At 61.1% G+C, this 13,480-nt stretch carries 3 protein-coding genes, 2 tRNA genes and 3 rRNA genes; all 8 read left to right on the plus strand.

Translation table 11 applies throughout. From position 1 onward, the window contains the following. Nucleotides 1-492: ribosomal RNA gene (locus tag BLR26_RS25280) — 16S ribosomal RNA — on the plus strand; the annotation flags it as partial. Nucleotides 493-577: 85 nt separating this feature from the next. After that, nucleotides 578-654, plus strand: a tRNA-Ile gene (locus BLR26_RS25285). Between the two features lie 10 nt (nucleotides 655-664). Then, a tRNA-Ala gene (locus BLR26_RS25290) sits at nucleotides 665-740 on the plus strand. A gap of 222 nt (nucleotides 741-962) precedes the next feature. Continuing rightward, nucleotides 963-3,853 (plus strand): 23S ribosomal RNA (locus tag BLR26_RS25295). Between the two features lie 134 nt (nucleotides 3,854-3,987). Next, nucleotides 3,988-4,103, plus strand: a 5S ribosomal RNA gene (gene rrf / locus BLR26_RS25300). Nucleotides 4,104-4,230: 127 nt separating this feature from the next. Continuing rightward, nucleotides 4,231-7,710 (plus strand): exodeoxyribonuclease V subunit gamma, encoded by a 3,480-nt coding sequence (recC, locus tag BLR26_RS25305; RefSeq protein ID WP_093387774.1) that lies wholly within the window; start codon nucleotides 4,231-4,233, stop codon nucleotides 7,708-7,710. Beyond that, nucleotides 7,707-11,396 carry an exodeoxyribonuclease V subunit beta gene (gene recB, locus BLR26_RS25310; RefSeq protein WP_093387777.1) on the plus strand — a complete coding sequence of 1,230 codons (3,690 nt, stop codon included), beginning with the start codon at nucleotides 7,707-7,709 and terminating at the stop codon, nucleotides 11,394-11,396. The genes recC and recB overlap by 4 nt, the downstream gene beginning before the upstream one ends. Further along, nucleotides 11,393-13,474: an exodeoxyribonuclease V subunit alpha gene (gene recD, locus BLR26_RS25315; protein ID WP_093387780.1), complete on the plus strand. Its 2,082-nt coding sequence runs from the start codon at nucleotides 11,393-11,395 to the stop codon at nucleotides 13,472-13,474. The genes recB and recD overlap by 4 nt, the downstream gene beginning before the upstream one ends. The last annotated feature ends 6 nt before the right edge of the window (nucleotides 13,475-13,480 follow it).

Genomic DNA, 13,480 nt, shown 5'->3' on the forward strand with positions numbered 1-13,480 from the left:
TGCATGGCTGTCGTCAGCTCGTGTCGTGAGATGTTGGGTTAAGTCCCGTAACGAGCGCAACCCTTGTCCTTAGTTACCAGCACGTTATGGTGGGCACTCTAAGGAGACTGCCGGTGACAAACCGGAGGAAGGTGGGGATGACGTCAAGTCATCATGGCCCTTACGGCCTGGGCTACACACGTGCTACAATGGTCGGTACAGAGGGTTGCCAAGCCGCGAGGTGGAGCTAATCTCACAAAACCGATCGTAGTCCGGATCGCAGTCTGCAACTCGACTGCGTGAAGTCGGAATCGCTAGTAATCGCGAATCAGAATGTCGCGGTGAATACGTTCCCGGGCCTTGTACACACCGCCCGTCACACCATGGGAGTGGGTTGCACCAGAAGTAGCTAGTCTAACCTTCGGGAGGACGGTTACCACGGTGTGATTCATGACTGGGGTGAAGTCGTAACAAGGTAGCCGTAGGGGAACCTGCGGCTGGATCACCTCCTTAATCGACAGACATCAGCTGTCTTATGAGCTCCCACACGAATTGCTTGATTCATTGAAGAAGACGATATCGGTAACAGCTCTTAACTGGGTCTGTAGCTCAGTTGGTTAGAGCGCACCCCTGATAAGGGTGAGGTCGGCAGTTCGAATCTGCCCAGACCCACCAGTTTCTTGTTGGGGCCATAGCTCAGCTGGGAGAGCGCCTGCCTTGCACGCAGGAGGTCAGCGGTTCGATCCCGCTTGGCTCCACCACCCCTTGCTACCGTGTCAAAGCTTAGAAATGAATATTCGCCTCGAATATTGATTTCTGAACTTTTTCAGAATCGTTCTTTAAAAATTTGGGTATGTGATAGAAAGATAGACTGGACAGCACTTTCACTGGTGTGTGTTCAGGCTAAGGTAAAATTTGTGAGTAATTACAAGTTTTCGGCGAATGTTGTCTTCACAGTATAACCAGATTGCTTGGGGTTATATGGTCAAGTGAAGAAGCGCATACGGTGGATGCCTTGGCAGTCAGAGGCGATGAAAGACGTGGTAGCCTGCGATAAGCTTCGGGGAGTCGGCAAACAGACTTTGATCCGGAGATCTCTGAATGGGGGAACCCACTCAGCATAAGCTGAGTATCTTGTACTGAATACATAGGTGCAAGAGGCGAACCAGGGGAACTGAAACATCTAAGTACCCTGAGGAAAAGAAATCAACCGAGATTCCCTTAGTAGTGGCGAGCGAACGGGGACTAGCCCTTAAGTGGCTTTGAGATTAGCGGAACGCTCTGGAAAGTGCGGCCATAGTGGGTGATAGCCCTGTACGCGAAAATCTCTTAGTCATGAAATCGAGTAGGACGGAGCACGAGAAACTTTGTCTGAATATGGGGGGACCATCCTCCAAGGCTAAATACTACTGACTGACCGATAGTGAACCAGTACCGTGAGGGAAAGGCGAAAAGAACCCCGGAGAGGGGAGTGAAATAGATCCTGAAACCGTATGCGTACAAGCAGTGGGAGCCTACTTTGTTAGGTGACTGCGTACCTTTTGTATAATGGGTCAGCGACTTATATTCAGTGGCGAGCTTAACCGAATAGGGGAGGCGTAGCGAAAGCGAGTCTTAATAGGGCGTTTAGTCGCTGGGTATAGACCCGAAACCGGGCGATCTATCCATGGGCAGGTTGAAGGTTAGGTAACACTGACTGGAGGACCGAACCGACTACCGTTGAAAAGTTAGCGGATGACCTGTGGATCGGAGTGAAAGGCTAATCAAGCTCGGAGATAGCTGGTTCTCCTCGAAAGCTATTTAGGTAGCGCCTCATGTATCACTGTAGGGGGTAGAGCACTGTTTCGGCTAGGGGGTCATCCCGACTTACCAAACCGATGCAAACTCCGAATACCTACAAGTGCCGAGCATGGGAGACACACGGCGGGTGCTAACGTCCGTCGTGAAAAGGGAAACAACCCAGACCGTCAGCTAAGGTCCCAAAGTTATGGTTAAGTGGGAAACGATGTGGGAAGGCTTAGACAGCTAGGAGGTTGGCTTAGAAGCAGCCACCCTTTAAAGAAAGCGTAATAGCTCACTAGTCGAGTCGGCCTGCGCGGAAGATGTAACGGGGCTCAAACCATACACCGAAGCTACGGGTATCACTTAGGTGATGCGGTAGAGGAGCGTTCTGTAAGCCTGTGAAGGTGAGTTGAGAAGCTTGCTGGAGGTATCAGAAGTGCGAATGCTGACATGAGTAACGACAATGGGAGTGAAAAACTCCCACGCCGAAAGACCAAGGTTTCCTGCGCAACGTTAATCGACGCAGGGTTAGTCGGTCCCTAAGGCGAGGCTGAAAAGCGTAGTCGATGGAAAACAGGTTAATATTCCTGTACTTCTGGTTATTGCGATGGAGGGACGGAGAAGGCTAGGCCAGCTTGGCGTTGGTTGTCCAAGTTTAAGGTGGTAGGCTGAGATCTTAGGTAAATCCGGGATCTTAAGGCCGAGAGCTGATGACGAGTTGCCATTAGGCGACGAAGTGGTTGATGCCATGCTTCCAAGAAAAGCTTCTAAGCTTCAGATAACCAGGAACCGTACCCCAAACCGACACAGGTGGTTGGGTAGAGAATACCAAGGCGCTTGAGAGAACTCGGGTGAAGGAACTAGGCAAAATGGCACCGTAACTTCGGGAGAAGGTGCGCCGGTGAGGGTGAAGGACTTGCTCCGTAAGCCCATGCCGGTCGAAGATACCAGGCCGCTGCGACTGTTTATTAAAAACACAGCACTCTGCAAACACGAAAGTGGACGTATAGGGTGTGACGCCTGCCCGGTGCCGGAAGGTTAATTGATGGGGTTAGCTAACGCGAAGCTCTTGATCGAAGCCCCGGTAAACGGCGGCCGTAACTATAACGGTCCTAAGGTAGCGAAATTCCTTGTCGGGTAAGTTCCGACCTGCACGAATGGCGTAACGATGGCGGCGCTGTCTCCACCCGAGACTCAGTGAAATTGAAATCGCTGTGAAGATGCAGTGTATCCGCGGCTAGACGGAAAGACCCCGTGAACCTTTACTATAGCTTTGCACTGGACTTTGAATTTGCTTGTGTAGGATAGGTGGGAGGCTTTGAAGCGTGGACGCCAGTTCGCGTGGAGCCATCCTTGAAATACCACCCTGGCAACTTTGAGGTTCTAACTCAGGTCCGTTATCCGGATCGAGGACAGTGTATGGTGGGTAGTTTGACTGGGGCGGTCTCCTCCTAAAGAGTAACGGAGGAGTACGAAGGTGCGCTCAGACCGGTCGGAAATCGGTCGTAGAGTATAAAGGCAAAAGCGCGCTTGACTGCGAGACAGACACGTCGAGCAGGTACGAAAGTAGGTCTTAGTGATCCGGTGGTTCTGTATGGAAGGGCCATCGCTCAACGGATAAAAGGTACTCCGGGGATAACAGGCTGATACCGCCCAAGAGTTCATATCGACGGCGGTGTTTGGCACCTCGATGTCGGCTCATCACATCCTGGGGCTGAAGCCGGTCCCAAGGGTATGGCTGTTCGCCATTTAAAGTGGTACGCGAGCTGGGTTTAGAACGTCGTGAGACAGTTCGGTCCCTATCTGCCGTGGACGTTTGAGATTTGAGAGGGGCTGCTCCTAGTACGAGAGGACCGGAGTGGACGAACCTCTGGTGTTCCGGTTGTCACGCCAGTGGCATTGCCGGGTAGCTATGTTCGGAAGAGATAACCGCTGAAAGCATCTAAGCGGGAAACTTGCCTCAAGATGAGATCTCACTGGAGCCTTGAGCTCCCTGAAGGGCCGTCGAAGACTACGACGTTGATAGGTTGGGTGTGTAAGCGCTGTGAGGCGTTGAGCTAACCAATACTAATTGCCCGTGAGGCTTGACCATATAACACCCAAGCAATTTGAGCGAAAGCCAGATTGCGGTGTTGTGAAGACTGCACAGCCGAAGATTTGTAACTCACAAACATCACATACCCGATTCGCTGGAGTGTCTAACAAGACCTTCTGGCAACAGAATTTCTTGACGACCATAGAGCATTGGAACCACCTGATCCCATCCCGAACTCAGCAGTGAAACGATGCATCGCCGATGGTAGTGTGGGGTTTCCCCATGTGAGAGTAGGTCATCGTCAAGATTAAATTCCGAAACCCCTATCTGCGCATGCAGGTAGGGGTTTTGTCTTTCTGGCTGTTGCACAACACAGTCAGGCTCGCCGAGCATGATAAGGTTTCCCTCTGCCCGCACAGCCTCAAGGATGCCCAATGCCGCACACAAACCCACTCCTACCAGGTTTCATGGTGGTTCACGGCAACCGCCTGGATGAACTGCGCAGCCTGGTGGTGAGCTGGATGCGGCGTTACCCGCTGGCACCGTTGGAAAACGAAATCGCCCTGGTGCAGAGCAACGGCATCGCCCAGTGGTTGAAGCTGGCCCTGGCCGAAGATCCTGAGGATGACGACCAGGGCGGCTGCGGCATCGCTGCGGCGGTCGAGGTGCAGCTGCCCGGCAGTTTCATGTGGCAGCTGTACCGCAAGGTGCTGGGCCGCGAAGAAATCCCCGAGGTGTCGCTGCTCGACAAGGCGCCGCTGACCTGGCGCTTGATGCGCCTGCTACCAGAGGTCATCGACAAGCCGCACTTCGAGCCCTTGCAGCGCTTTCTCACCGACGACAGCGACCTGCGCAAGCGCTACCAGCTGGCCGAGCGCCTGGCCGACCTGTTCGACCAGTACCAGGTGTATCGCGCCGACTGGCTCAAGGACTGGGCCGCTGGCCGTCATGTGCTCAATACCGCCCGTGGCGAATCCAAGCCGCTGCCGCCCGCCAACTGCTGGCAGGCCGAGCTGTGGCGCGCCTTGTTGCTGGATGTCGGCGAAGAGGGCATGGCCCAGAGCCGCGCCGGTGTGCACCAGCGCTTCATCGAACGGATCAACAGCCTGGAGCAGGCGCCCGCTGGCCTGCCGTCCCGGGTTATCGTTTTTGGTATTTCGTCGTTGCCTGCCCAGGCGCTGGAAGCCCTCGCCGGCCTGGCGCGTTTCAGCCAGGTGCTGCTCTGCGTGCACAACCCCTGCCGTCACCATTGGGCCGACATCGTCGCCGACAAGGACCTGTTGCGCCATCAGTACAAGCGCCAGCAACGCAAGCAGGGCATGCCCAGCCTGATCGACGCCGAAACCCTGCACCAGCACGCCCACCCCTTGCTGGCTGCCTGGGGCAAGCAGGGCCGCGACTACATCAACCTGCTCGACAGCTACGACGACCCTGGCAGTTACCGCGCAGCCTTCAGCGACGGGCGTATCGACCTGTTCAGCGAAAGCGAGCCCAAGACCCTGCTCAACCAGTTGCAGGACGACATTCTCGAGTTGCGCCCGCTGGCCGAAACCCGCGGGCTGTGGCCTGACGTCGACCCCGGCAAAGATCGCTCGGTGCGTTTTCATATCGGCCACAGCCCGCAACGTGAAGTGGAAATCCTCCACGACCAGTTGCTCGCCCGCTTCAGCGCCGATCCGGCGCTGCGCCCCCGCGACATCATCGTCATGCTCCCGGACATCAACACCTACGCGCCGCACATCCGCGCCGTGTTCGGCCAGCTCGACCGCAACGACCCGCGTTTCATCCCCTTCACCCTGACCGACCAGGGCCAGCGTGGCCGCGACCCGTTGCTGATCGCCCTGGAGCACCTGCTGAAGTTGCCCGACAGCCGTTTCGCCGTCAGCGAGATCCTCGATCTGCTCGATGTGCCGGCCTTGCGCGCGCGCTTCGCGATCAAGGAAAGCGACCTGCCGACCTTGCACCGTTGGATCGAAGGCGCGGGCATTCGCTGGGGGCTGAACGCCGAGCAACGCGCCGGTCTCGGTTTGCCGGCGGACCTTGAACAGAACAGCTGGCGATTCGGCTTGCGACGCATGCTGCTGGGTTACGCCGTCGGTGTCGGCGAAGGCTGCGACGGGATCGAGCCGTTCGATGAGATTGGCGGCCTGGATGCCGCCTTGATCGGCCCGTTGGTGGCCCTGCTCGATGCCCTGGAAATTGCCCACGAGCAGCTCTCCCAGTCGGCGACGGCTGCCGAGTGGGGCGAGCGCCTGCATGCCTTGCTGCAAGTGTTCTTCCTCGCCGAAACCGAGCATGACGACTACCTGCTGGTGCAACTGCAGACCCTGCGCGAAACCTGGTTGCAGACCTGTGAGTCGGTCGGCCTGCAAGACTTGCTGCCGCTCACGGTGGTCCGTGAAGCCTGGTTGGCCGGGCTCGACCAGGGTCGGCTGTCCCAGCGCTTTCTCGCAGGTTCGGTGAACTTCTGCACCTTGATGCCCATGCGCGCGATCCCGTTCAAGGTGGTCTGTCTGCTGGGTATGAACGATGGCGACTATCCACGCGCACAGCCGCCGCTGGACTTCGACCTGATGGGCAGTGACTACCGTCCAGGTGATCGCTCGCGGCGCGAGGACGATCGCTACCTGTTGCTCGAGGCGCTGCTGTCGGCCCGTGATCAGTTGTACGTCAGTTGGGTCGGGCGCAGCATTCGCGACAACAGCGAACGCCCGGCCTCGGTGCTGATCGGCCAGTTGCGTGATCATCTGGCGGCGGGTTGGCGCCTGGCCGGTGCCGAGGTGGGCGGCAAGCTCAACGCCGGTGAGCAGTTGTTGCATGCGCTGACCGTGGAGCATCCGTTGCAGCCGTTCAGCGCCCGCTACTTTCACAAGGGCAGCAACCTGTTCAGCTATGCCCGTGAGTGGCGCTCCCTGCATCTGCCTGGCGAACAACAGCTCAAGCCTGAGGATGAGCTGCCGGCTTACAGCAGCGATGAACCGCTGACCCTGACCTTGCTGCAAGACTTCCTCCGCCATCCGGTACGACACTTCTTCAGCCAGCGTTTGAAGGTGTTCTTCGAGTCGGTGGAAGCGCCCTTGGCCGATGAAGAGCCATTCGTGCTCGATGCCCTGCAGCGCTACAGCCTGAGTGAAAGCCTGCTGGCAGCAGCCCTGGCCGACCCGCAAGACAGCGAGCGGGCGTTGACCACCCAGGCCAGGCGCCTGCAGGGCTACGGGCTGCTGCCGTTGGCAGGTTTTGGTGAATGCCTGCAGGCCGAACTGATCGAGCCGTTGCCCGACCTGCTGCAGCGTTATCAACAGCTGCTGCAGCAGTGGCCGTTGCCTGTGGATAACGCCGTGCCGATCCGCTTCGAGTATCGCCAGCTCAAGCTTGAAGGCTGGTTGGGCCGGGTCTACCAGCGCGAAGACGAGTCCTTGCTAAGCATCACCACCTTGCCCAATGGCATCAGCAGTGGCCGCACCCTCAAGTGGCACCGGCTGACGCCAACCTGGGTCATGCACCTGGCCGCCTGTGCGGTGGACCTGAAGCTGCACAGCGCCGTGGTCGCCACCGACGTTACGCTATTGTTGGCGCCGCTCGAACAAGCCCGTGCCGCTGAACTGCTGGGCGACCTGTTACTGGCCCGGCAAACGGGCATGAACGCACCGCTGCCGGTGGCGGTGAAAACGGCCTTTGCCTGGCTAGCCCAGAGCGATGCCGACAAAGCCCTGGCCGCAGCGGCCAAGGCCTACGACGGCGATGGCCAGAACAGCTTTGGCGAGCGCAGCGAAAGCACCGCGCTGGCCCGGCAGTTCAGCGATTTTGCTGCACTCAGTGCCAGTGAAGAATTCGAAGGCTGGTGCGAGGCCCTGTACCGCCCCATGTTCGAAGCGCCCTGGCAGACGCTGGGCAAAGAGGAGAGTGCTCGATGAGCCTTGGAGTTGCCCCTGCCCCCCTGGCCCTGACCTTTCCCCTGCACGGCAGCCAGCTTATCGAAGCCAGCGCCGGTACCGGCAAGACTTTCACTATCTCGGCGCTATACCTGCGCCTGGTGCTCGGCCATGGCGGCGAGCAGGGCTTTGGCCGCGAGCTGTTGCCGCCGCAGATTCTTGTCGTGACCTTTACCGACGCCGCCACCAAGGAGTTGCGCGAACGCATTCGTACTCGCCTGGCAGAAGCTGCGCGCTATTTCCGTGGCGAGTTGAGTGAAGCCGACCCTTTGCTTGAGCAACTGCGCGATGACTATGAGCCGTCGCTGTGGGCCGCCTGCGCCAATCGCCTGGACGTGGCCGCGCAATGGATGGACGAAGCTGCGGTGTCGACCATCCACAGCTGGTGCCAACGCATGCTGCGCGAGCACGCCTTCGACAGCGGCAGCCTGTTTACCCAGACTCTGGAAACCGACCACAGCGACCTGCTCGGCCAGGTCATGCGCGACTACTGGCGGCGCTTCTGCTACAGCATGCAGGGCGATGCGCTGGCCTGGGTGCGGGCCCATTGGGTCAGCCCCGAAGCATTGTTGCCACGGGTGCGCGCGCTGTTCGGCCGCCAGCGCATCGAGAGCGACGAAGAAGAGCCCCAGGCCCTGATCGAGGCGGTGCTGCAACAGCGTACCGAGTTGCTGCAAACGCTCAAGGCACCCTGGGCGCAATGGTCCGACGAGTTGCTGCAGATCTGCCGGGACGGCCTGGCCGCCAAGCAGGTCGATGGGCGCAAGATGCAGGCACGCTATTTCGAGCCCTGGTGCGAGAAGCTCAAGGCCTGGGCCGAAGACCACCAGGCACTGGAGCTGGACCTGGGCACCGGCTTCAGCCGCTTTACCCGCGCCGGCATGGCCGAAGCCTGGAAGGGCGAACCGCCAGCGCACCCGGCATTGCAGGCAATGGAGGCGCTGCGCGACCAGCTTCAGGGCCTGCCCACGCCTGATGCCTGTCTGCTTGAGCACGCTGCGGCCTGGGTTGGCGCCCGCTTCGAGCAGGAAAAGCGCCGCCGCGCCGAAATGGGCTTCGACGACATGCTCCTGCGCCTCGACCATGCGCTGCACGGTGACGCCGGCGAGCGCCTGGCCGGGCTGATTCGCGAGCAGTTCCCGGTGGCGCTGATCGACGAATTCCAGGACACCGACCCGGTGCAGTACCGGATCTTCCAGCGCATCTACCGGATTGAAGAGAACGTCCGCGACACCGGCCTGTTCCTGATCGGCGACCCCAAGCAGGCGATCTATGCCTTCCGCGGCGCCGACATCTTCACTTACCTGGGGGCACGCCGGGCCACGGCCGGGCGCCTGCACAGCCTGGATACCAACTACCGCTCCAGCCAGGCCATGGTCACGGCGGTCAACCATGTGTTCATGCAGGCTGAAGTGCGTGAGTCGGGCCGTGGCGCCTTCTTGTTCCGTGACGGCAATGACAACCCGGTGCCGTTTCTCGAGGTCAAGGCCAAGGGCCGCAGCGAGCAATTGCAGGTCGATGGCGTGCCGGTGCCAGCACTCAACCTCTGGCAACTGAGCAGTGAAGAACCGGTTTCCGGCGCCGTTTACCGGCAGCAGCAGGCTGCCAGCTGTGCCAGCCAGATCGTCGCCTTGCTCAATGGCGGACAGCAGGGGCGCAGCGGTTTCATGCAAGCCGATCAGTCGCTGCGTGGCTGCCTGCCTTCGGATATCGCCATCCTGGTGCGCGATGGCCGTGAGGCGCAGCTGATTCGCGGCGAACTGGCGGCTCGCGATGTGCGCAGTGTGTACCTCTCCGACAAGGATTCGGTATTCGCCGCCCAGGAGGCCCATGACTTGCTGGCCTGGCTCAAGGCCTGCGCCGAGCCGGATGCCGAGCGCCTGCTCAAGGCGGCACTTGCCAGCATCACCCTCAACCTGCCGCTCAGCGCCCTGGCGCAATTGAACCAGGATGAGCGGGTATGGGAGCGCTGGGTCATGCAGTTTCGCCAGTACCGGCTGATCTGGCGTAGCCAGGGTGTGCTGCCGATGCTGCGGCGCCTGCTGCACGATTTCGACTTGCCTCAAGTGTTGATGGCCCGCAGTGATGGCGAGCGGGTGCTGACCAACCTGCTGCACCTTGCCGAACTGCTGCAACAGGCGGCCACCGAGCTGGATGGCGAGCAGGCGTTGATTCGCCACCTGGGCGAGCACCTGGCCAGCTCGGGTCAGGCTGGCGAAGAGCAGATCCTGCGCCTGGAAAGCGACGAACAACTGGTCAAGGTGGTAACCATCCACAAATCCAAAGGCCTGGAATACCCCCTGGTGTTCCTGCCCTTCATCTGCACCAGCAAGCCGGTCGATGGCTCGCGCTTGCCCCTGGCCTGGCACGACGGCGAAGGCCAGGCGCACCTGACCCTGACCCCTGATGCCGAACAGATCGCCCTGGCTGACGACGAGCGCCTGGCCGAAGACCTGCGCCTGCTGTACGTGGCCTTGACCCGCGCCCAGCATGCTTGCTGGCTCGGTGTTGCCGACCTCAAGCGTGGCACCGGCAAGGCCTCGACCCTGCATCGCTCGGCCCTGGGTTACCTGTTGGGTGGCGGCACGCCCCTGGCGGCTTCGACCCAACTGGGTGATTGGCTGCAGGCCTTGCAGTCCGGCTGCCCGGCCATCGCCAGCATCGAGTTGCCAGCGCCGGATGAACAGGCCTACAGCGCCCCGCGCAACCAGGCCGAACTGCTGCCTGCACGCCAGCCCAAACGCCGGGCTGCGGAGAACTGGTGGATCGCCTCCTACAGTGCTTTGCGCATCGGCGAAGAGGCCATGACCCTGGCAGCCGACAGCTCTCAGGCGCAACAACTGCTCGATGACGAGCGGCCTGACGCGCAGCAGCTGCGTGAAGTGATGCCCGGTAGTGGCGACATCCACCGCTTCCCGCGCGGGCCGAACCCCGGCACCTTCCTCCACGGCTTGCTTGAGTGGGCCGGGCACGAAGGGTTCGCCCAGGTCAGCGCCGACCCCGAGCAATTGACCCGCACCGTCGGCCAGCGCTGCAACCGCCGCGACTGGACCGGCTGGATCCCGACCCTCAGCCAGTGGTTGCAGCAACTGCTCGCACAGCCCATGGCCCTGGCACCTGATAGCTCACCGTTGTCCTTGAGCCAGCTAAGCCAGTACCAGATCGAAATGGAGTTCTGGTTCGCCAGCCACAAGGTCGATGTCGGCCGGCTCGACCAGCTGGTGTGCGAATACACCCATCAGGGCGTCGCGCGCCTGGCTGCGCAACCGGCGCTGCTCAATGGCATGTTCAAGGGTTTTATCGACCTGGCCTTCGAACACGACGGCCGTTATTACGTGGCGGACTACAAATCCAACTGGCTGGGGCCTGATGACCTGGCCTACAGCGAACTGGCCATGGAAGGCGCGATCCTCAGCCACCGCTATGACCTGCAATACGTGCTCTACCTGCTGGCCCTGCATCGCCAGTTGCGCGCGCGGCTGCCGGGTTATGACTACGACCTGCATGTCGGCGGGGCACTGTTCATCTTCCTGCGTGGCGTCGATTCGGCTTCTCGCGGCCTGTATTTCGTCAAGCCACCGCGTGAGCTGATCGAGCAGCTCGATGCGCTGTTCCGCGGCGTCAGCGCCCCGCAGCAACACGACCTGTTTTTCGGAGACGCCCCATGAGCCGTAGCCTCGACGACCTGTTGCCGACGCCGCTGGATGCCGGCCACCTGGCGGCACTGCAGCCGCTGAGCAAGGGCGCAGACCTGCTGGCCTTGCTTGATCGCTGGGTCGAGCGTGGCTGGTTGCGTGCCCTGGACCGGGCCTTTGTGAGTTTCCTCGGTGAGCGCGACCCTGGCGGCGAGCCCTTGGTGCTGCTGGCGGCGGCCCTGGCCAGTCATCAGCTGGGCCACGGGCATGTCTGCCTCGACCTGGGTGAAACTTTGGCCGAGCCGGATTTTGCCCTGTCGCTGCCGCCGGAGGGGGACGCCCTGGCCGGGCCATTGCTGTTGCCCTCGCAACTGCTCGAGCGCCTGACCCTCGACACCTGGCTGCAGCAACTGGGCCGCAGCCGGTTGGTGGCCCATGGCAGCAACAGCGAAGACAGCGCCCGCCCGCTGGTGCTCAATGGCCAGCGCCTGTACCTGCGCCGTTACTGGGCCTACGAGCGGCGTATCGACAACGCCTTGCGCGAGCGCCTGCAGCAGGTCGAGCCAACCCCGGCGGACCTCTCGGCGCGGCTGGCGCAACTGTTCGAGGGTGGCGTTCCTGGCGCTCAGGTGGACTGGCAAAAGCTGGCCTGTGCCCTGGCCACCCGCAGCGCCTTCAGCATCATTACCGGCGGCCCGGGTACCGGTAAAACCACCACGGTGGTGCGTTTGCTGGCCCTGTTGCAGGCGCCTGCGGTGGAGGCGGGGCGACCGCTGCGCATTCGCCTGGCGGCACCCACCGGCAAGGCCGCCGCGCGTCTGACCGAGTCCATCGGCCAGCAGGTCGAGCGCCTGGCGGTGGCTGCCGAGGTCCGAGACAACATTCCCACCGACGTCTCCACTGTTCACCGTCTGCTCGGCAGCCGCCCGGGCTCACGGCATTTCCGGCACCATGCCGGCAACCCGCTGCCGCTGGATGTGCTGGTGGTCGACGAAGCCTCGATGATCGACCTGGAGATGATGGCCAACCTGCTTGGCGCCTTGCCGCCCCATGCGCGCCTGGTGCTGCTGGGCGACAAGGACCAGCTTGCTTCGGTGGAAGCCGGCGCGGTACTCGGTGACCTGTGCCGCGATGCCGAGGCCGGGCGCTACAGCCCCGAGACCCAGGCCTGGCTGGAGCAGGTCAGTGGTGAAACCCTGGCGGGCAGCGAACTGCTGCCGGGCAGCGCCGGGCAGTATCCGCTGGCGCAGCAAGTGGTGATGCTGCGCTACTCGCGGCGCTTTGGCGAAGGCAGCGGCATTGGCCAGCTGGCACGCCTGGTCAACCGCCAGGAGGCCGATCAGGCCCGGGCCCTGCTCAACCAGAAACAGGACGATGTGTTTGCCCTGACCCTGCGCGGTGAGCAGGACCGCAACTTCGATCGCTTGCTGCTCGAAGGCCTGGGCCGTGGCAATGATGGCCCCCAGGGTTATCGCAGCTACCTGCAGACCCTTCGCCAGCAGCGCCCGCAACCTGGTACGCCGGTGGATGATCCACGCTGGGAAACCTGGGCCATGCAGGTGTTGCAGGGCTTCGAGACCTTTCAGTTGCTGTGTGCCGTGCGCAAGGGGGCCTGGGGTGTCGAAGGCCTGAACCAGCGGGTCAGCCGGGTGCTCGGCGCGGCGGGGCTGATCGACAGTGAGCAGCCCTGGTATGAAGGCCGCCCGGTACTGATGACCCGCAACGACTACAGCCTGGGTTTGATGAACGGTGATATCGGCATCGCCCTGCGCCTGCCCGATGAGCAGCATGAGGGGCAACAGGTACTGCGCGTGGCTTTTGCCCGCAACGACGGGCACGGCGGCGTGCGTTTCGTCTTGCCGAGCCGGCTCAATGAAGTCGAAACCGTGTTCGCCATGACCGTGCACAAGTCCCAGGGCTCGGAGTTCACCCACACCGCGCTGGTGCTTCCAGACGCCCTGAACCCGGTTTTGACCAAGGAGTTGATCTACACCGGTATCACCCGGGCCAAGACCTGCTTTAGTTTGATTGAGCCACGCCAGGGTGTGTTTGAAGACGCGGTGCGGCGTAAGGTCAAACGTATCTCGGGGCTGATGCTGGAGCAGGTTTAAGCACGG

The sequence above is a fragment of the Pseudomonas sp. UC 17F4 genome (assembly GCF_900101695.1).
Lineage (GTDB): Bacteria > Pseudomonadota > Gammaproteobacteria > Pseudomonadales > Pseudomonadaceae > Aquipseudomonas.